This window comes from Pseudoalteromonas sp. 2CM36K, assembly GCF_023161865.1.
GTDB classification, from domain to species: Bacteria; Pseudomonadota; Gammaproteobacteria; order Enterobacterales; family Alteromonadaceae; genus Pseudoalteromonas; species Pseudoalteromonas tetraodonis.
This window is the reverse complement of the sequence record NZ_JALNTK010000008.1, coordinates 62,723-83,803: the sequence shown is the minus strand read 5'-3', so window position 1 is coordinate 83,803 and position 21,081 is coordinate 62,723. Positions and strand designations below refer to the sequence as shown.

The 21,081-nt window shown below is 40.3% G+C and carries 18 protein-coding genes; 13 read left to right on the top strand and 5 right to left on the bottom strand.

The window, feature by feature from the left end; genetic code table 11:
- Positions 1–2,184 carry a primosomal protein N' gene (gene priA, locus MTN97_RS06870; RefSeq protein WP_069438811.1) on the bottom strand — a complete coding sequence of 728 codons (2,184 nt, stop codon included), beginning with the start codon at positions 2,182–2,184 and terminating at the stop codon, positions 1–3.
- Positions 2,185–2,414: 230 nt separating this feature from the next.
- Between priA and rpmE the strand changes: the two genes are divergently transcribed.
- Both rpmE and MTN97_RS06860 read left to right on the top strand, forming a co-directional pair.
- The gene (rpmE, locus tag MTN97_RS06865) at positions 2,415–2,630 is read left to right on the top strand and encodes a 50S ribosomal protein L31 (RefSeq protein WP_008115018.1); all 216 of its coding nucleotides are present in this window, start codon (positions 2,415–2,417) and stop codon (positions 2,628–2,630) included.
- 524 nt (positions 2,631–3,154) lie between these two features.
- Complete coding sequence (locus MTN97_RS06860) at positions 3,155–4,396, top strand: malic enzyme-like NAD(P)-binding protein (RefSeq protein WP_013463901.1); 1,242 nt, start codon at positions 3,155–3,157, stop codon at positions 4,394–4,396.
- Positions 4,397–4,466: 70 nt separating this feature from the next.
- Here MTN97_RS06860 and metJ read toward each other — a convergent pair whose 3' ends face one another.
- A complete protein-coding gene (gene metJ / locus MTN97_RS06855; RefSeq protein WP_008115021.1) occupies positions 4,467–4,787 on the bottom strand; it encodes a met regulon transcriptional regulator MetJ in 321 nt (106 codons plus the stop codon).
- A 198-nt stretch (positions 4,788–4,985) separates the two neighbouring features.
- Between metJ and metB the strand changes: the two genes are divergently transcribed.
- Positions 4,986–6,233, top strand: a complete 1,248-nt coding sequence (gene metB / locus MTN97_RS06850; protein WP_248474020.1) for a cystathionine gamma-synthase — start codon at positions 4,986–4,988, stop codon at positions 6,231–6,233.
- Between the two features lie 49 nt (positions 6,234–6,282).
- Positions 6,283–8,628, top strand: coding sequence for a bifunctional aspartate kinase/homoserine dehydrogenase II (gene metL, locus MTN97_RS06845; protein WP_248474037.1), 2,346 nt, complete (start codon positions 6,283–6,285; stop codon positions 8,626–8,628).
- A 48-nt stretch (positions 8,629–8,676) separates the two neighbouring features.
- Here metL and MTN97_RS06840 read toward each other — a convergent pair whose 3' ends face one another.
- Positions 8,677–11,151 (bottom strand): penicillin-binding protein 1A, encoded by a 2,475-nt coding sequence (locus MTN97_RS06840; RefSeq protein ID WP_248474019.1) that lies wholly within the window; start codon positions 11,149–11,151, stop codon positions 8,677–8,679.
- A 131-nt stretch (positions 11,152–11,282) separates the two neighbouring features.
- Here MTN97_RS06840 and MTN97_RS06835 point away from each other — a divergent pair, with 131 nt between their 5' ends.
- The 9 genes from MTN97_RS06835 (at position 11,283) to MTN97_RS06795 (ending at position 20,415) form a co-directional block, all read left to right on the top strand.
- A complete protein-coding gene (locus MTN97_RS06835) occupies positions 11,283–12,362 on the top strand; it encodes a pilus assembly protein PilM (protein ID WP_036981089.1) in 1,080 nt (359 codons plus the stop codon).
- Positions 12,350–12,922 (top strand): PilN domain-containing protein, encoded by a 573-nt coding sequence (locus tag MTN97_RS06830; RefSeq protein ID WP_069438813.1) that lies wholly within the window; start codon positions 12,350–12,352, stop codon positions 12,920–12,922. Before MTN97_RS06835 ends, MTN97_RS06830 begins: the two co-directional genes overlap by 13 nt.
- Complete coding sequence (locus MTN97_RS06825) at positions 12,912–13,514, top strand: type 4a pilus biogenesis protein PilO (protein ID WP_036981094.1); 603 nt, start codon at positions 12,912–12,914, stop codon at positions 13,512–13,514. The genes MTN97_RS06830 and MTN97_RS06825 overlap by 11 nt, the downstream gene beginning before the upstream one ends.
- Complete coding sequence (locus tag MTN97_RS06820; RefSeq protein ID WP_036983362.1) at positions 13,514–14,050, top strand: pilus assembly protein PilP; 537 nt, start codon at positions 13,514–13,516, stop codon at positions 14,048–14,050. Before MTN97_RS06825 ends, MTN97_RS06820 begins: the two co-directional genes overlap by 1 nt.
- Entirely contained in the window at positions 14,037–16,127 is a 2,091-nt protein-coding gene (locus MTN97_RS06815; RefSeq protein WP_214552035.1) for a type IV pilus secretin PilQ, read from the top strand. Before MTN97_RS06820 ends, MTN97_RS06815 begins: the two co-directional genes overlap by 14 nt.
- A 447-nt stretch (positions 16,128–16,574) precedes the next feature.
- Complete coding sequence (aroK, locus tag MTN97_RS06810; RefSeq protein ID WP_008466255.1) at positions 16,575–17,093, top strand: shikimate kinase AroK; 519 nt, start codon at positions 16,575–16,577, stop codon at positions 17,091–17,093.
- 29 nt (positions 17,094–17,122) lie between these two features.
- Positions 17,123–18,193 (top strand): 3-dehydroquinate synthase, encoded by a 1,071-nt coding sequence (gene aroB / locus MTN97_RS06805; protein WP_036981098.1) that lies wholly within the window; start codon positions 17,123–17,125, stop codon positions 18,191–18,193.
- Positions 18,194–19,510: an AAA family ATPase gene (locus tag MTN97_RS06800; RefSeq protein ID WP_036981100.1), complete on the top strand. Its 1,317-nt coding sequence runs from the start codon at positions 18,194–18,196 to the stop codon at positions 19,508–19,510.
- 53 nt (positions 19,511–19,563) lie between these two features.
- Positions 19,564–20,415, top strand: coding sequence for a Dam family site-specific DNA-(adenine-N6)-methyltransferase (locus MTN97_RS06795; protein ID WP_036981101.1), 852 nt, complete (start codon positions 19,564–19,566; stop codon positions 20,413–20,415).
- Here the strand turns inward: MTN97_RS06795 and MTN97_RS06790 are convergent.
- The gene (locus MTN97_RS06790) at positions 20,378–20,563 is read right to left on the bottom strand and encodes a DUF2970 domain-containing protein (RefSeq protein ID WP_008115053.1); all 186 of its coding nucleotides are present in this window, start codon (positions 20,561–20,563) and stop codon (positions 20,378–20,380) included. The genes MTN97_RS06795 and MTN97_RS06790 overlap by 38 nt on opposite strands.
- A 4-nt stretch (positions 20,564–20,567) precedes the next feature.
- Positions 20,568–20,867 (bottom strand): hypothetical protein, encoded by a 300-nt coding sequence (locus MTN97_RS06785; protein WP_248474018.1) that lies wholly within the window; start codon positions 20,865–20,867, stop codon positions 20,568–20,570.
- Positions 20,868–21,081: the final 214 nt, after the last annotated feature.

The window sequence follows — 21,081 nt, the reverse complement described above, 5'->3', positions numbered from 1 at the left end:
CTAAATCATGTCTGTAGGGTCTACGTCTAAACTCCAGCGAACTTTTTGTGCAAGTTTGCTAGTGCTGAGATAATCAACCATTTGCGCGAGATACTGATGTAGTATGCGTCGATCTTGCGCTTGAATATGTAATTGAAAACGATACATTCCCGCAATTTTTTCTAAAGGCGCGGGGATCGGTCCGAGCAATTGTATACCAGATACCCCATTGACAGGAACCAAATCCGTTAGAAAGTCGACGACTTGCTTTATGTTATGCCCTTGTGCGCGAACAATTGCCATACTCGTAATAGGTGGCAACTGTGCATCACTTCGCTCAGTGAGTGCAAAGCGGGCAAAATCTTGATAGCCATTATTAACTAAGTCTTGTAATAAGGGGTGCTCAGGAAAGTGCGTTTGTAATAATACTTCACCGGGTTCGCCAGAACGTCCCGCGCGTCCTGCAACTTGTGTTACTAATTGTGCTAAATGCTCAGTAGCCCTAAAGTCACACGAATACAAACCACTATCGACATCTAAAATAAGTACTAGGCTAACATCAGCAAAATGGTGGCCTTTTGCCAGCATTTGCGTACCAACTAAAATACGTGCGCCGCCTTGGTTTATTTCATCCAGTGCTTTTTCAAGGCTACCTTTACGCCGAGTTGAGTCACGGTCGATACGGCTGATCGGGGTGTCTGCAAATTCACTACTTAAAAACTCTTCTATTTGCTCGGTGCCTTTGCCGTTAGGAAATATTTGCGTACTGCCACAGTCAGGGCATTGATGCGGTACATGATATTGATCGCCACAATGGTGGCAAATCATTTGGCCTATTGCCTTATGGAAAGTCGCACTGGTGCTGCATCGGCTACATTCACTCAACCAACCACATTCATGACAAATCAAGGTAGGAGAAAACCCACGGCGATTTAAAAATACCATCACCTGCTTTCCTCTATTTAGGTGCTGGCGCATTATTGCAAGACTGGCATGCGCAATACCGGCTCGATCAGGCTGACCTTTCATGTCGAGCAGCTTAAACTGATTATCGGTGGCGGTTTGCGCGCGCTCACTTAATGTGAGTAACTGGTATTTGTTATTAATTGCTTTATGCAGTGTTTCTAATGCCGGCGTGGCGCTACCTAAAATAAGTGGAATTTGATGCTGATAGGCACGATACGCAGCTAAATCACGGGCATGATAGCGTAAAGTGTCTTGTTGTTTAAATGAGGCATCATGCTCCTCATCAACCACAATCATCCCGAGCTTTAAAAATGGCAGAAAAATACTCGAACGGGTGCCTATAACAATGGCACAACTGCCTTTTTCACAAAAGCGCCATGTTTGTAGACGTTCGTTATCGGTTAATGCCGAGTGCCATAACATAATAGGGGTGTCAGGAAAGCGACGTCTAAAACGATTGACCGTTTGAGGCGTTAGCCCTATTTCAGGAACAAGCACTAGCGCCTGTTCGCCACGTTTTAATACTTCTTCTAGGCATTGTAGGTAAACTTCGGTTTTTCCGCTGCCAGTGACACCTTCTAGCAAAAAGCTCTTAAACCCAGTACTTTGATTAATTGCAGTGCAGGCAATGGCTTGCTCTTTATTCAAACGAGGTTTGCTGCCAACCGTTGGCGAGGTATGTTGCCATTGATTGTCGTGTTCAATGGTTTGAATTATTAGCTCTTTATCTAAAAGGGTATCAATGGTTTTTTTATTAAACCCGAGGGCTTTGAGTTCGGTTAATGATGATTTACCGGATGCTGATAATTGCTTAAGCAGATTAAGCTGTGTTTTAGCTTTTAAAGACGGTAAAAGTGCCCCCTTTTCGCTTAATGTCACCATGTTTATACTGGTTTTATCAGGGCACTCACCTTGGCGCAGTGCACTGGGCAATGCAATATGAATAGTTTCACCGAGTGGATAGCAATAATAACGCGCTGTAAACTTCAGTAGCTCTAAATGCTGCGCAGATAACACCGGTGAGTCGTCAATAACTTCAATAATAGATTTTATTTTGCCTTCGGGGACTGCTGTATCCGCTTTTAAGCTAAGAATAACCGCTACTTTACGTTGATTGCCAAAAGGGACTAACGCGCGCATACCAGGCTGTAATTGAGTCAGCGGTACTAATTGCTCATCCACTTTATAATCAAAGGTGCGAGGCAAGGGGACTTTTATTGCAACTTCAGCAAAATGCATAACAACTCAACCAATTAACGTAATGGTTTAATGTACTAAAAATAGCATTAAAAGCCTACCGACAAATCAGTAATGAATAGGTGTTTGCCGAGTTTTTAGCAAAAAGGGTAATTAAAGCTTGTGTGCGTGCGGGTTGTTGGATAAAATTCGCGACCAATAAATTTGTTTTAACGACGTATGGTGCCAGACTTCGGGTTTGGAGAGCGATGCGGCCTTAACTAGAGGTTCCTATGAAAGAAGGTATTCACCCTAAGTACGAAGTAATTTCTGCAACTTGTTCATGCGGAAACAAATTCGAAACTCGTTCTACTCTGTGTAAAGACATTCACTTAGACGTATGTTCTGCGTGTCACCCGTTTTACACTGGTAAGCAAAAGATTTTAGACACTGGCGGCCGTGTTGATCGCTTCAACAAGCGCTTCGGTGCACTTAGCAGCAAAAAATAATTTTTTGTTTCTATGTAAAAAAAGCACCTTAGGGTGCTTTTTTTGTGGCCAAAATTTACTTTCCTATCTGCTTTCTTAGCAATTTTGTATTTATTTTTTTTGCATAACTATTTCCTGTTCTTATTCTGAGTATGCATAAACATTTGCAGACAAAACAGCCAATATTCTCTATATTTTTATTTGTTAAACTTTAAAGATGGTACTCAAATGCAGGTAACGTGAGGTTATTTGTGTTTAAAGTTAAATAAAATTCGGTATTTCACTATTTTAATTTAAGACTAAAAAATACGCTTTATAAAAATAGAACAAGGGCAAAAAGTACCTGTGTTTTTCATTTTTATGACGAATTTATATTTTAAAAATGTCAGGATAATCTAGGGAAGTTGCTGATAAATCACTTAAAATTAACAGTTCTAGCATATAACAGGATAGACCTGATATTGCTTGGAATTTAAAAATAATAAAGGTATCGTAGATTAAAACTACCTCTCACTTTAACTTAAATTGCAGGATATAATCGCGTTATGTCAGATTTTCGTGAACAAGCACTACATTACCATGCCCATCCCGTTCCAGGTAAAATCAGTATTGAGCTGACCAAGCCCGCTGAGACGGTTAAAGACCTCGCGCTCGCATACAGCCCCGGTGTCGCAGAACCTGTTCGTGAAATTGCCGCTGATCCAGCAAATGCCTACAAATATACTGGTAAAGGAAATATGGTTGCGGTTATTACTAACGGCACCGCAATTTTAGGCTTAGGTAATTTAGGTCCACTCGCTTCAAAACCCGTTATGGAAGGTAAAGCGCTACTATTTAAGCGTTTTGCAGGGTTAGACTCTATAGATATTGAAGTTAAGCACCGTACTACCGAAGACTTTATTAACACGGTGGCTAATATTGCCGACACCTTTGGTGGAATTAATTTAGAAGATATTAAAGCGCCAGAGTGTTTTGAAATAGAAAAAGCGCTTATAGAGCGTTGTAGCATTCCTGTTTTTCATGATGATCAGCATGGTACGGCTATTGTAACGGCTGCGGGTATGCTAAACGCGCTGGAAGTACAGGGCAAAGCAATTGAAGATGCAATTATTGTATGTTTAGGTGCCGGCGCTGCAGCTGTTGCCTGTATGGAGCTTTTAATTAAGTGTGGCGCGTTGCGTGAACATATTTATATGTTAGATCGCAAAGGAGTTATTCATACGCGTCGTGATGACTTGAATGAATATAAGCAATTATTTGCAAACAATACCGATAAACGTACTTTACAAGATGTAATTGAAGATGCCGATGTGTTTGTGGGTGTATCGGGCCCTAATTTATTAGCCCCTGAAGATTTAAAATTAATGGCTGATAGACCCGTGGTATTTGCTTGTTCAAACCCCGATCCTGAAATCGATCCGCAATTAGCACACGCTGCACGTAACGATTTAATTATGGCTACAGGTCGCTCTGATTATCCGAATCAAGTTAATAACGTATTGTGTTTTCCGTTTATTTTCCGTGGTGCGTTAGATGTACGTGCCAGTGAAATAAACGACGAGATGAAAATTGCTGCTGTGGAAGCAATTCGCAGTATTGCTAAAGAGCCCGTGCCGACTGAAGTGCTTACTGCCGCAGGCATCGACAAATTAGAGTTTGGTGCTAAATATATTATACCAAAACCAATGGATCCACGTTTGTTACCACGCATAGCTAAAGCGGTTGCGCAGGCGGCGGTAGACTCTGGTGTGGCACAAATTGATATGCCAGAAAACTACATGGCGTAATTGTTACGTGTAAATTAGCGCAAAAAAAACCTCAGCATTTGCTGAGGTTTTTTTTTGTATAAAGACCCTTCTAGTCTTCATTTAAAATAGGCACTTCTAGTCCCATTTCTTGCATTATTTTCTTCACTTCTTCAGGTACTTTTTCTGCGTTATCTTTACGCAAATCATCATCATTAGGCAGCGGTTGCCCGGTAAACGCATGCAAAAACGCTTCGCATAAAAGCTCGCTATTTGTTGCATGACGTAAGTTGTTTATTTGACGACGAGTACGTTCATCAGTTAATACTTTTAATACATTTAGCGGGATCGAAACGGTGATCTTCTTTACTTGTTCGGATTTTTTCCCGTGTTCTGCGTATGGGTGAATATATTCACCATTCCATTTAGCCATAAGATGTATCGTTGCCTCAGATTATAAATTGCTCACACAGCATCAAAGCGTGTAAATATGCGTGAAATTCTATCGGTTTAAAAAAGATAGTCAAATACTAGTTATTTAGCTATCTAGACATTTAAATGTTTTGACATCTTAAATTGCATGCGCTACCTTTTAGACGTCTAAACATCCAAACCAGTAAAGGTAGCGAAAATGAGTGAAAAAAATAAGGCAACAATTGCTGTTCGTAGTGGAATAGAAGCCGACAAGCAGCATGGTGCGGTTGTTCCACCGCTTTATTTATCAACAACTTACTCATTTGCTGACTTTGATACAAAGCGCCAATATGATTATGGCCGCAGTGGTAACCCTAATCGTGACATTTTGGCTGAGGCGCTCACGGAGCTTGAAGGTGGCGCTAAAGGCATTATTACCGCAACAGGCATGGCAGCCGTTCACCTAACAACACAATTACTTAATAGTGACGATACGTTAGTGATCCCTCATGACTGTTATGGGGGCAGCTATCGCTTATTTACTTCGCTAGAAAAGCGCGGCTTATTAAAACTAGAAGTGGTCGATTTTACCAAAAGCGACAGTTTGACACGCATCCTTGCTATTAAACCTAAGCTGATTTGGATTGAAACACCTAGCAATCCTATTTTACGCTTAACAGATATTAAAGCGGTAACTGATACAGCTAAACAGTGTGGTGCACTCGTTGCCGCCGACAACACATTTTTATCGCCAGCATTACAAAACCCGATTAAGTTTGGCGCTGATATTGTGGTGCACTCAACCACAAAATATATCAATGGCCATTCAGACGTTGTTGGTGGCGCGGTTATCGCAGCGACTGCTGAGTTAGGTGAAGAGTTAGCGTGGTGGGCAAATAACATTGGCATCACCGGCGCGCCATTTGATAGCTATTTAACTCTCAGAGGCTTACGTACTTTAAACGTGCGTTTAAGGCAACACCAAGAAAATGCACTCGCCATTGCACAGTATTTAGAACGTTCCCAGTTTGTTGCCCAAGTTTACTACCCAGGTCTTGAATCACACTCTCAACATGCGCTAGCTAAGGCGCAGCAGCTTGGCTTTGGTGCTATGGTTAGTTTTGATATAAAAGGCGATATAAACGATGCTGCAGCGTTTTTAACGCGCTTAAATGAATTTAGCTTAGCGGAATCATTAGGTGGAGTAGAAAGTTTGATTTGTCACCCTGCGACTATGACCCACGCCGGCATGGACGCAACCGCGCGTGCAGAAGCCGGAGTAGGCGACACGCTTATTCGTATCTCGGTGGGTATTGAAGATGTAAATGATTTACTCGCTGACTTAGACAGGGTATTTAATTTGGTGCGCCCAGGGCAAGCCGATCCCGGCCTATCGGCAAAAAGTGGTGCTAGTGAATCATTTGGTTCAGCAAAGTTAAACGCGGCGCATCCGGCGTTATGGTAGTGCATACCATTCTTCAAAATACGAAACATAAATGCGAGTCGGTATTAATATGGTAAATCAGGTTCATAAATTTGGTGGTTCGAGTTTAAGCTCAGCGGATCGCTTTAAAAGTGTCGCAAATATTATTTTAACTCACGCTCACGCTGGGGATTGTGTGGTGGTATCGGCCGCCGGTAAAACCACCGATACCTTAGTTAAACTGTGGCAAAGCTATCAACAGCAAGACACTCAAGCTATTGCTGATATTGTATTGCTATTGAGCAACCATCAAATAGCTCTAATTGAGCAATTATTAATAGCTAACGCTAAGCACCATGCGCTTGATTTACTTGAAACTGAGCTCAGTATTATTACCAAGCAGGCTAAGCAAGGGACATTAGCTGAAGCTGCGTTATTAGCCCATGGTGAATTGTGGTCTGCAAGGTTACTAAGCGCTTACTTAGAACAACTTAACGTTAGCGCTTGTGCCCATGACGCTAGGCAGTTATTTACGTTAGATGCCGGACAGCTGCAGCATGCTAATAATCAGCAGCAGTGCTTAAAAGCCATACAGACGAGTAAAATTAATGTAGTTACAGGGTTTATTGCGGCTGATTTACATGGTGAAACAGTGACCTTAGGGCGAAATGGCAGTGATTACAGTGCCACTTTATTAGCGCGGTATTGCAATGCTAAAAAAGTCTCTATTTGGACTGACACTCAAGGTGTTTTTAGTACTGATCCGCGTAAGGTTGCTAATGCGGTTAAGTATGCGCGAGTGTGCCGTGATCAAGCTAATTTATTAGCGAGGTTAGGTAATCCAGTATTACACGCTAAAACATTATCGCCATTAAAAGGTACCGATATAGAATTAGTTGTTCGCAGTAGTTACGATCCTCAAGGCAGTCATACCGAAATAGTTAAACTAGGAATGAGTAAACAAAAACGCTTTTTAACCACAGTAAATAATGTGGATTTACTCATTGTTGATGATCTGAGTGAAGGCGAAGTAGCACATGTTAGCCAACTTATTCAGCATAGTTTGCATCACTTTGAACACGAAGGCGAAATCTACTTACTAGTCCCTGCGTCAGCGACACATCAGGTGGCTAATTATTTTGCTGGCCGCGCCAATATTAGTGAGTCAAACTTAAATGGGGTGGCGATTATTGCACCTGATCAAGAGGTAGCGCCGCTTGGTAAGCAAAGTGAAGCCTTATTACAAACACAATCTATCCAGCCTCGGTTTACCCATTACGGTGAGGGATATACGTTACTATTAACCGATCAAGTACTTGAAAGTGATGTGCTGAGCCTGTTACATGACAAGCTCATTAATAAAGCACAAGAAATAGCTTTAATTATTGCAGGACTTGGTAATGTAGGTGCTGAGTTTATGCGCCAATTACCTGCTCAACTAGCACGCTTATCAACTGATTTTAACGTCAAGTTAGTAGCGCTTTTACGCTCAGAGCAGATGCTGGTGAATGCTAATGGATTAGACTGTGAAAGCTGGCAACTTCAATGGGAAAACCATGCAAGCTCCTATAAACAAGCCGATTTATTGTCATACATAGATACTCTTGAGTATGAACATAAAATAGTGATCGACATGACCGCAAGTGAATATTTTAGTCAGCTTTATAGTAAGTTAGTTGAATTAAACTGCCATCTAATTAGTGCTAATAAATACGCGGGAACCGCATCGCTTTCGTGGTATCAAACACTACGTGAAAGCCTTGCTCAACGTGGCTTACATTGGCGTTATAATGCAAGTGTAGGGGCCGGACTACCGATTAATTTTGCCTTGGCTGATTTACAAAATAGTGGCGATAAAATAACGCGAATAGAAGGCGTGTTTTCAGGCACGCTGTCATGGTTATGCAGTATGTATGATGGCAGTAAAGCGTTTTCAGATTTAGTTCTAGAAGCGCAAGCTTTGGGGTTCACAGAGCCTGATCCTCGAGAAGACTTATCTGGACGAGATATGCAACGTAAGTTGCTTATTTTAGCGCGTGAATTAGGTATTGAATTGGAACTTGATGACATTTCTTTATCCGCATTGATGCCCGATGAGTTAAGTGCTGGCAGCTGGAATGACTTTATTGATAATAAGGCTCGTTTAGATGCGTTTATTGAGCAGCATGCGCAAGCGGCTCAGCAACAAAATGCTGCACTGTGCTACACCGGGTTATTAGAGTTTGAAAACAACACGCTAAACGTTAAGGTAGGGATTGCCTATGTACCAAAAAGCGAAGCGGTTGCGAATTTGACCCCTGGCGATAATATTTTTGTGATTAATACCCAGTGGTATAACCAAAACGCATTAGTGATACAAGGCCCCGGTGCGGGTAAAGAAGTGACTGCTGCTGGCGTTCACTCTGACTTATACTGGCTGGTACAAAATATTAGTTAGACCATCAAAAAGGCCGCTAATTAGCGGCCTTTTCATTGTTCACTATATTTAAAATAGCTCTTCTTCAGTTTTAGTGTTTTCTTCAAATATATCATTTGGTTGTGATAACACATACTTGGTAGGAGCGGTGCCTTTTTCAAAGTATTCAAAACGGCTGGTGTAATCGTTTTTATGACTTAATAACCCGGTTTCTAAATCAATACGAATAGAAACTAAGCCTTCAGGTGGTTCGATTGGCGCAGCAGGTTTACCATCCAGTGCAGCGCGCATAAAATCAACCCATGCAGGCTGAGCTGTTTTTGCGCCTGACTCAGCACCTGATATTTGACCACTTCCTAAGTTGTTATTGTAGGTTGAGCGTCCCAGTGTATTACCTGGGTTATCAAAGCCAACCCAAACTGATGTCATCACATCGCGGTTAAAGCCACTAAACCAAGTATCTACAGAATCATTAGTCGTGCCTGTTTTACCAGAAAGATCGCGACGTTTTAGCGCTTGTGCACGCCAGCCTGTTCCACTCCAACCGGTTTTATGTGACCAGCTACCGCCACCCCAAATAGCACTATTCATTGCGCTGGCAATTAAAAATGCATTTTGTTTAGAGATGATCTGCGGCGCACAATTTGGTGCTACGTGCTCACCTAGCATTAGCGAGCTAGGTGTTGTCGTTTCATCATCACAAATAATGGTGGGATTGGTTTTAAATAACGTATTACCCATTGCATCTTGGATTTGTGAAATAAAGTACGGCTCAATTAGGTGACCGCCATTAGCAAAAGCACTCATCCCACGAGCTAATTCAAGCGGCGTAATGGATGCACTGCCTAATGCCAGTGACTCACTACGATTTATATCTTTATCGTCAAAACCAAATTTTAATAAATGATCGGCTGTTCTTTGCAGTCCAACGCCCCTTAATAAGCGTACGGAAATTACATTCTTAGATTGGGCTAAAGCACGACGAATGCGAATTGGACCATTATAAATAGCTGGGCTGTTTTTTGGTCGCCATGCAACGCCTTGGCTCTTATCCCATTGATTTATAGGAGCATCATTTAAAATTGACGCTAGTGTGTAGCCTTTTTCAAGCGCAGCTGAATATATAAACGGCTTAATATTTGAGCCTACTTGGCGTTTAGCTTGTACAGCTCGGTTGTATTGGCTTTGTTCAAAACTATATCCACCAACAATGGCTTTTATGCGCCCGTCTTGTGGGTCTAAAGAAACAATGGCGCTCGCCGCTTCAGGTATTTGACTTAAAATATAGCTATTATCGTCATTTTTGCGCAGCCATATTTGCATGCCTGGGGTTAATATATCGCTTGCTGTTTCAGGCGCAAAGCTTTGGCGATAGCGTGTAATAAACTTACGTGCCCATTTTAGGTTATCCCAAGTAAGGGTTGTGCGCTCGCCGCTTTTAAGTATAACTTCAGCGCTTTTATCGCTCACGCTTAACACCGCAGCCGTTTTTAAAGGGCCAAATTCATTAACAGCTTTTAAAGTATTTAATAATTTCGACTGCGTTAATGGCGGCTCTGTTTGCGGATCCCACAATATGGCTTCAGGGCCTCTAAAGCCATGGCGCATATCGTAGGCATGTAGGTTATTAACTAGAGCTGTTTGTGCTGCTTTTTGAACATCTGATTCAACAGAGGTGTACACTTTAAACCCTGAGTTATAGGCTTTATCTATACCGTAGCGTGACACCATTTCTGCTCGTACCATTTCTGAAATGTACGGCGCATATAAGTCAATTTCAGCTCCATGAAAATACGCGGTAATTGGTTGGTTAGTGGCTTCGTTATACTGCGCTCTTGAAATATACTTCTCTTCAAGCATTCTTCCTAACACCACATTTCTTCTTGCTTTAGCACGTTCTGGATTACGAATAGGATTAAGTGCTGAAGGAGCTTTTGGTAAACCAGCAATCATTGCCATTTGCGCAAGAGTTAACTCTTTTAGTTCTTTACCATAATAAACTTGAGCCGCAGCACCAATACCAAAGGCACGATTTCCTAATTCGATTTTATTTAGGTAAAGCTCAAATATTTCATCTTTTGAGAGGAGGTTTTCGATATGAATGGCAATAAATATTTCTTTTACTTTACGAATGTAGGCTTTTTCTCGTGTTAAAAAGAAGTTACGAGCTAATTGCATGGTAATAGTACTGGCACCCTGTTTTTTCTCACCAGTAGAAATAAGTACTAGTGCTGAGCGCACAATACCAATTGGATCAATACCGATATGATCGTAAAAGCGGTTATCTTCAGTTGCCAAAAAAGCCTGCAATAAAGGCTGGGGAATTTGGTCTATAGTTACAGGGATCCGTCTTTTTTCACCAAATTGGTTGATTAAAAGCCCATCTTTAGTAAATACTTGCATAGGCGTTTGTAATTGCACGTTTTTTAAAACTTGCACGCTGGGAATATCGGATTTAACGTAGTAATAAAGGCTGAGCAATGTAATTAGTGCAAGTAATGCACAAAGGATCAAAAATTGTAAAGTTCTTTTTAATAAAATCACTGATATTTCCCTAAACGGACTCCCAATTACAGGTTGAGACTGCTAGTATATATTGATTAAAAATTGAATAATATTTTTTAAGATATAAATTATAACTTGTTTATTATTAAAACAAAGGCAAAGTTGCAAACATGCTAAGTCAACTAATAAAAAAACCATCACCAATGATGGTAGGTATTGATATTGGATCGCACTCTATCAAGGCCGTACTTTTAAGTGAAACAGAAACTGGGCTTCGACTAGAAGCACTTGCAATTGAACCTATGCCAAAAGGCGCCATGAGCGAGCGTAATATTCAAGATATTGAAGCAATTGGTAATGTGATAATCAAGTTAAAACGAAAGCTACCGAAGTCGCTAAAATTCGCGTCTGTTGCCGTCTCTGGGCAAACCGTGATTACCAAAGTTATTTTTATGGATGTTTCCTTAAGCGACGCTGAATTAGAGTCGCAGATTGAAATTGAAGCCGACAGCTTAATTCCTTACCCACTAGATGAAGTGAGTCTTGATTTTGAAAAGCTCTCTATAAATAGTGCTGACCCGAGCAAAATAAATGTACTGCTCTCTGCTGCTAGAACCGAAAGCGTTGAAGCCAGAGTCGGTGCGTTAAGTGCTGCGAATTTAACCGCAAAAGTAGTGGACGTTGAAAGCTATGCACTAAGTCGCGCTATGGATGTTTACTACCAACAGTTACCATCAGATGCATATGACAAAACGGTTGCAGTGGTTGATATTGGTGCTGTACTCACCTTGGTGAGTGTAGTGCAATCTGGTGAGACAATTTATACCCGTGACCAAGTATTTGGTGGCGACCATTACACAAATAGTATCGTTGCTTACTACAACAAAGGCTTTGATGAAGCTGAAATTGGCAAAACAACCGGTGATTTACCTCCAAACTATACATTTGAAGTGTTAGCTCCTTTTCAAACATCGTTACTCCAGCAGGTTCGTCGTGCTGTTCAAATGTTTTTAACTACCACAGGTAAAGAACAATTGGACTATATTGTATTGACGGGCGGCTCAGCGATGATTAAAGGCATTGATAGATTGCTGATTGAAGAATTAGGAATACACACAGTTGTTGTTGAACCATTTGATAAGATGGAAATATCCCCTAGAGTTGATCGTAATATAATACAGCGCCACCGCACTCAATTTGCAATTGCGACTGGCCTGGCGTTGAGGAGCTTTTCATCATGCCACATATAAATTTATTACCTTGGCGTGAGCTACAGCGTGAGCAGTCTAAAAAGAAATTTATAACACTTCTTATGGCTGTGGTTATCGTCTGTTTTGCTGGTATGTATATGCTGAGTGTGTTTTATGGTGCTCTAAAAGAAGGGCAAACGTTAAAAAATAATTATCTTAGTTCAGAAATTACAACGCTCGACAATAAAATTCGCGACATACGTGATTTAGACAAGAAAAAAGAAAACTTACAACAACGTATGCGTTTAATTGAAGAGTTACAAAGTAGCCGTAATTTAGGCACCCAAATAATGGATGAAGTGGCAAAAATAGTGCCTGCAGGGGTTTATTTAACCAAGCTGGAGCGAAAAGGTAATCAAATTCAAGTGTTAGGCAAAAGTGAGTCTAATAATCGTTTATCTACTATGCTCAGACAGGTACAAAGCTCTTACTTATTAGAGCGCCCGACTATGCAAGGTATTGTTGCCGGCGATCAATCTTCACGTTTACTCAGCGATTTTAATATGGAGTTTTACGTAAAACCATTTGGCAAAATAGGTGAGGTACGCAATGAACCTTGATTTTAAATCGTTTACAGAAATCGATTGGAATGAAATCGAGCTCGATAACATCGGTGAGTGGCCCGTTATTGTAAAAGCAATATGCGTAACTTTTGTAGCTTGTTTGGTGTTGTTTTTTAGCTACAGTTTATTAGTGTCGGATGAAATAGACAGCTACCACAATGCCGTTGCTAAGGAAATTGAGTTACGCACAACCTACCGAACTAAATATGCAGTTGCCAGTAAGCTTGATATTTATCGTGAGCAAATGGTTGAGATGGAAGATAAATTCTCTCAATTATTAAAACGCCTACCTACTTCAAATGAGACGCCAGGATTATTGGACGACCTTTCTTATGTGGGTACAACCAGCGGGTTAACATTTTTAAAAATTGGTTGGTTGCCAGAAGTTGAAAAAGAGTTTTATACCGAGTTGCCAATTAAAATTGAGGTGGTAGGTACTTATCATGAGTTTGGCGAATTTGTAGGGAAAGTGGCTCAACTACCAAGAATTGTCAGTTTACATGACTTTTCTATTTTATCATCTGGCGAAAAGCAGCTAACATTCAGTGTAGTAGCAAAAACTTACCGTTATGAAGAGGGGGTGAGATGATGAAGCAGCTTCTCTTTTTAACCACCGCGATGTTGCTGCTCAGTGGCTGTAATGAGGATACATCGGAGCAAAAAGAATTTATTGATCAGGTTAAAGCAAATACCACGGCACGTATTGAAAAAATACCTGAGCTAGTTAAGTTTGAGCACTTTGAGTATAACGCCAAAGACTTACGTAGCCCTTTTGTAGCACCAGAACCAGAAATTATTCAAAACAAGCTAACACAAGTTAAAAACTGTCTTCACCCAGACCCAGAGCGTGTTCGTCAGCCACTGGAGAAGTACCCATTAGATAATTTAGCAATGAGGGGCACAATAGGATCGAACGGCAAAACATGGGCGCTCATTACAGCTGCTGATGACACCTTGCACCGAGTAACAATAGGAAGCTACTTAGGCACCTATGACGGAAAAGTAAGCAGTGTTAATAGTGACTATATTGAATTAGTAGAATTAATCCCTGATGGGTCAGGTTGTTGGAAAGAACGTTTGACCAAATTAGAAATGTTAGAGGCGGCAACCAATGGCGCAAATTAATAAGAAAAAAGGTATACCCTATATGCATAAAGGTGAGTGTTCGCATCATCGTATTTTATCTGCTTTATTGTTTGTTTTTTTACTACTAATGACAAAAGCCGTAAGTGCAGCCCCTTTACTCTATGACGTTCGATATAATCCATTGCTTAAAGGTGAAACCGAATTACAGCTAGTTTTTGATGAAGAGTTGCAGCAGCAACCAGCAGTACAAGTTTTTAATAGCCCTGCAAGAATAGAGCTACTATTTGATGGGGTAGAATTAGATGAAGGGTTGACGAATATCGCTATCAACCAAGCTGGTATCAGTAACATCACGAGTATGATGACCAGTGCGGGTTTAAAAGTGACCATTAACTTGGACCGATTAAAAATTTATGAGACTGAAGTAAACAATAATTTAGTTTCTATTAGAATTTCAGATAACCCACTTACAGAGCAAATTTTAACAACCAGCGAAGATGAGCCTGCTTACACGTCTAATTATATTAACGGTATTCAAGCAATTGATTTTCGACGTGGAGAAAAAGGTGAAGCGAAAGTACTTGTTTATCTACAAGATACTCAGGCAGCTGTAGAGGTGCATGAAAGCGGTGGAAAAATCATTGCCGAGTTTCATCATACCGATATTTTAGATGATTTATTGTATGAATTAGATGTACTTGATTTTGGTACTGTGGTGAGCAGTATTGAAACGTTTAAAGAAGATAACCTTACACGTTTAGTGATTGAACCAAACACTGCATTTGTCTATACCTATCAGCAAATTGAGAATATTTTTACCTTAACGGTTGAGAAAGATGAAACGCAAAATGCCTACTTAGATGGTGGTAAAGAGTACTTGGGTCGTCCTATGACGCTTAATTTTCAAGATATCTCTGTTCGTGCTGTATTACAGATTATTGCCGGTTACAATGATTTTAACTTGGTAACAAGCGACTCAGTGACAGGCAATATTACTCTTCGCCTTGATGGGGTTCCGTGGGATCAGGCGTTAGATGTCGTGCTTAGAATAAAAGGCTTAGACAAACGCATGGACGGTTCTATTTTAATGGTTGCACCATCTGAAGAGCTGGCTGCCCGTGAAGCAAAAGAGTTAAAAGCTAAACAGCAAGTTGAGGATTTAGAGCCACTTTACAGTGAATACATCCGCTTAAATTATGCAAAAGCAGAAGACTTTGCCGACTTATTAAAAACAGATACCAATAGTATTATTACAGCCAGAGGGAGCGTGTCTGTTGATCAACGTACCAATACGTTATTAATGAAAGACACTGCAAAAAGTATTGAAAGTGTTCGTCGTATGGTCGAAACTTTAGATATACCAGTTAAACAAGTAGTTATTGAAGCGCGTATGGTAACCGTACGTGACAACGTAACTGAAGACTTGGGGGTTCGTTGGGGGTTTAGTGATCAGCAAGGCTCAGACGGTGTTTCTGGCACATTAGAAGGAGCTGAAACGATTTCTAATGGTAATATTCCTAGTCTTTCTGATCGACTTAACGTTAATTTACCAGTGGCGAATCCATCGGCAAGTATAGGTATGCACATTGCTAAATTGGCTAACGGAACATTAATTGATTTAGAATTAACCGCCCTTGAAGAAGAAAACAAAGGTGAAATCATTGCAAGCCCACGCATTACTGCAGCTAATCAGCAAAAAGCGCGTATTGAACAAGGTACTGAGATCCCGTATGTGGAGTCAGCTTCAAGTGGTGCAACAACCGTAAGTTTTAAAAAGGCGGTACTAAGCCTAGAAGTGACACCTCATATCACACCCGATAACAAAGTTATTTTAAATTTAATCATTACTCAAGATACCCGAGGGGATACGGTTCAAACAGGTACAGGCCCAGCGGTTGCCATCGATACGCAACAAATTGAGACTCAAGTACTCGTTGAGAATGGACAAACGGTAGTGTTGGGTGGTATTTTCCAACAGCAAATTATTAATTCGACCAAAAAAGTACCTTTATTGGGCGACCTTCCTTACGTAGGAAGACTATTTAAAAGCACAAGCGAGTTCAATGAAAAGCGCGAACTGCTGATTTTTGTTACACCTAAAATCCAAATAGACTAAATATTTAAGCTATCTAGGTTGAATACCAGCCTAGATAGTATGGGTATGTAATTTAGTTATCGTGGTGTGAACACTCCCTATAAATGTACAATAAGACAGTATATAATTTTGATCATGTACTGTACTGCGGATGTATTTAAGGCTGCGTTTATGTTGTTTGTAATTCAGGCTCTTGTAAAGTTACCATGCAAAAGCTTTCATGAAGCAACAATGTAGTAACCTTAATTGCATAAATTTTAACCCTAGAAGATAAACTTGCCTATAATAAGGTGCTTTTTTGTTAACCAGTGGGTAATTATTTAGTTTAATTGCTCGTTATATGGCTTTTTATCCTAATTGACTTGAAATACCCGACCGATTACTGAGATAATCCCTTTCTTAATTTTGGGGCCAGGTCGTTAGGCGGGGTTTTATTTCAAATTTTAGAGTTCGTTTGTACTAAAAGATATGGCTGAGAAACGTAATATATTTCTAGTTGGCCCCATGGGGGCTGGCAAAAGCACGATTGGTCGTCACATCGCTGACCAATTACACCTTGAATTTGTTGATTCTGATCAAGAAATCGAACGTCGCACGGGCGCAGATATTGCCTGGGTATTCGATCTTGAAGGTGAAGAAGGCTTTAGACTTCGTGAAGAATCTGTTATTGGTGACTTAACCGAAATGCAAGGTATTGTACTTGCAACCGGTGGTGGTTCTGTAATGAGTAAAGAAGTTCGAAACAAGCTTTCGGCTCGCGGTATTGTTGTATACTTAGAGACACCGATTGAAAAGCAAGTTGCACGTACGCAACGCGACAAGCGTCGCCCATTACTGCAAACAGAAGAAGCACCTCGTGATGTACTTGAGCGCTTAGCAGAAGAGCGTGAACCATTATATAAAGAAGTAGCTGATTTTGTTGTACGCACTGATGAGCAGAGCGCGAAAGTTGTTGCTAACCAAATCATCGAGAAATTGGATTTTTAAAAGCCAGTATTAAAAAGGACTAACCCAGCATGCTTGAATTAACTGTTAATTTAGACGAGCGAAGTTATCCTATTTATATTGGTCAATCTGCACTTCAAGATACAGGCCGTCTAATCCATCACATTGGTGATTGTCGGCCTATCATCATTACTAATGAAACGATTGCACCGCTGTACCTTCAACAGTTGCTTGATTCATTAGCACAGCTAAACCCACTGCATTTTATTATTCCAGATGGTGAGCAATATAAATCACTCACTTGGTTTGAAAAAATATCGGCATTCCTACTTGAGAATAATTGCGGCCGTGACACCTGCTTAATTGCATTAGGTGGTGGCGTTGTAGGTGATTTAACTGGATTTGTTGCTGCTTGTTATCAGCGTGGCGTCCCATTTATCCAAATACCAACCACTTTATTATCTCAAGTTGATTCTTCAGTTGGCGGTAAAACAGCGGTTAATCACCCGCTAGGTAAAAATATGATTGGGGCTTTTTATCAACCCCAAGCTGTATTTATTGACACACGTTCGTTGCATACCTTACCAACACGCGAGTTTGCTGCAGGTATGGCTGAAGTTATTAAGTATGGCTTGATTTACGATACTGAACTGTTTGCTTATCTAGAGCATAACATCGCTAAATTACAACAATTAGACGAGGCGTGTTTACAGCACATCATCTTCAGATGCTGTGAAATTAAAGCGCTTATTGTTGCACAAGATGAAAAAGAGCAGGGCCTTCGTGCGTTGTTAAATTTAGGGCACACGTTTGCGCATGCTATTGAAGCGCAAATGGGTTACGGTGTTTGGTTACATGGAGAAGCGGTCGCGACAGGTATGGTGCTTGCTGCAAAGCTTGCTTATACTCGCCAAGATTTAACACGAGAAGATGTAGAGCGTATTGCTACATTAATAGCACAATATAGCTTACCAATCGAGATACCTAGCGATATGACCAGTGAGCACTTTTTACTGCATATGCGAAAAGATAAAAAGAATAAAAAAGGGACTATCAGATTCATTTTACCCACCGAATTTGGTCAATGTGCATTAGTTGATGATGTGTCTGATGAGCAAGTCAGAGCATTGATCGAGCAATAAATGCAGTCACAAATTTTACCGAGCCGTGCGGCTTTGGTGGATAGAATCGCATTGCAATTTGAATATGGTCAAAACCTAATTGTTTTGTTGGGCACTTCTGGTTTAGGTAAAAGCTATTTGCTTGAAACCTTCATCACTGATAAATATAACGATTTTAATAAAGCGTTTGTGCAAGTTGGCGCTCAAATGACTGATGTGCAATTGATGACTCAATTATTAGAGCAAAGCTTTAATGGCCCTTTAATTGATCACAACCTGAGCTTATCACAAAATTATTATCAATTAGCGAAGCAACAACAATGCGGCGCGTGTTTATGGGTTATCGATGGCGGCAGGCACTTATCTGATGAGCTAATTGCAGAGCTCGAGCTGTTATCAAAAAATGCGCCCAATGTGCTTTACATTATGATTGCATCGCAGTCTAAATTGCCGTTTAAAGAGGCAGTTAATATTCATTTAGAGCCATTAAACTTGGTTGAAAGTAAGCAGCTAATGGGATGGTACTTCACGGCGCTACCTTATGATGAAGACCCTGTATTTAAAACCTTTTTAGTTGAAGCCCAAGGTAACCCAAGTCTTTTATTAGCCTGGCAGCCTAGCGAACAAGTTGCTGATATTATAGTAAAAGACAAAGTATCTTGGCGCTTACAGTTGCTCACACTATTACTCATAATTATGTTATTGATTATTGGCGTTGTATACAAAGCTGATATGACCCAATGGTGGAAAAATGCTAATAGTCAAAGCGATGAGCAAGTCCTCACAACCGCTATTACAACCGAGCAAGCTATTCAAAATAAACAACAACCGGCTAAATCACCAACCCTGTTTACCTCACCACAGCCTATAACTAAAGAGCCAACTACAGATGAGCGTGCCCACAATGACGTGCCAGCAATTGTAGGAAGTTTAACTGAGCCATCGACTTTAACTGAACAAGAAAAGCCAGCACCGCCGCCGGTTGAAGAAGTCATTAGCGTACCTGAGGTGGTAAAGCAGCAAAGCCAAATGGTAAAAATACCTAGTAACTGGTACCTGGAACAACCTGAAGATAATTTTGTTATTCAGCTATTAGCCGTAACTCAGCAGCAGGTAAGCAATGAGTTTATTGCTGAACATAAGCTAGAAAGTATTATCAATACATACCAAACTAAGCGAAATGGTAAAATGTGGTGGGTGGTAACAACAGGCAGTTTTGCTAACTTAAATGAGGCAAAACAAGCACTGCAAGCACTCCCCGCTGGAGTAAGAAAAAATAAACCTTTCTATAAAAAAATTAGCAAAATAAAACAAGAAATTGCACGAGTTGATCAGTAAACTCAGTGACTTTAGTGTAAAATCGCGCAACACCGAATTGAAGTAAAGAGCCAATGCAGCAAAAGAGTAGAGCCTTCCTTAAATGGGCAGGCGGAAAATACAGCCTCGTTGAAGATATTAACGCGCGACTAAATCAAGCAAGTAAACATGCAGATACCTTGGTTGAACCTTTTGTTGGTGCGGGCTCAGTGTTTTTAAATAGTAATTTTAAACACTACGTACTTAACGATATAAATGCTGATTTAATCAATTTATATAAAGAGCTTAAACGTTCGCCGGATGAGTTTATTAGCGATGCAAAAAAACTATTTGTTGATTTAAATAACCATCCAGATGCGTATTACGATTATCGTGTGCAGTTTAACCAAAGCAGCGATGTGTATGAGCGAGCTATTTTATTTTTATATATGAACCGCCATGGTTATAACGGATTATGTCGCTATAACTTAAAGGGCATTTTTAATGTGCCTTTTGGTAAATATAAAAAGCCTTATTTTCCTGAAAAAGAAATGTACTTTTTTGCTAGCAAAGCACAAAAAGCAACATTTACCTGCTTAGGCTACGATGATGTATTTAAACTGGTCCCTAAAAATGCGGTGATATACTGCGATCCGCCCTATGTGCCATTAAGTAAAACCGCATCGTTTACCTCTTACGCTAAAGGCGGATTTAACTTAGATGATCAGGCTAATTTAGCTAACTTGGCTGAGCAAGCGGCATTTGAGAATAACACGCCAGTCCTTATTTCAAACCACGATACCGTGTGGACACGCAAAATTTACAGTCAAGCATCACTGGATAAAATTCAGGTTAAACGTACGATTAGTCCAAAGGGCGGTTCACGAAATAAAGTGGATGAGCTAATGGCTATGTATTTAGCACCGAAGTCACGGTTGCATAAATAGCCAGTACAAATAATACAAACAGTACTACGGCAATAGCTATCAGCGTAATTGGAGAGTGGTACTTAAAGTCTGTTTTGCGCTTATCTTCAGATTGAACACCAAAAAATGCAGCCAGTACGCTTTGTAACGCGCTAAAAAAGTGCTGCATTTAATTAAAATAATGGCTTGATTGAAGAGGGTTTGTGTTTATCATCAGTACCCGTTAACAACTCTAGCAAGTCTAAGTAATGAAACTGAGCGCTACGGCTATCACCTGTTAACCAAGAGGCCCAAGACGAATCCTCTTCAATTTGAATGCAACGGGTTGCGTTATTATTAATAGCGTTGGTTTGCTCTTTATGAAGACAAATGTTGGCAGAGCTTAAATCTTGCTCAGTATTTGAGCAAAACGATATTGCTCCAATAATAACACTTACCGACGTGATTAATAATCCAATTTTAAAAGCACGCATAATATAAACCTAATAATTTAGTTCTTCGCGCAGCATAACAAAAACTGCTTAAATAATACACTTTATTTTTGTTATTGTTTATTTGTATTGTGTTTTAAATACTGAGTGATACCCCCTTAAAAACTGACTCTGTTTTTAATTATAAAGCCTACATCCTCAGCAGGTTATTCTTTTTCATGACTAGCCGCAATAAGGCTTTAACATTACTTATTTG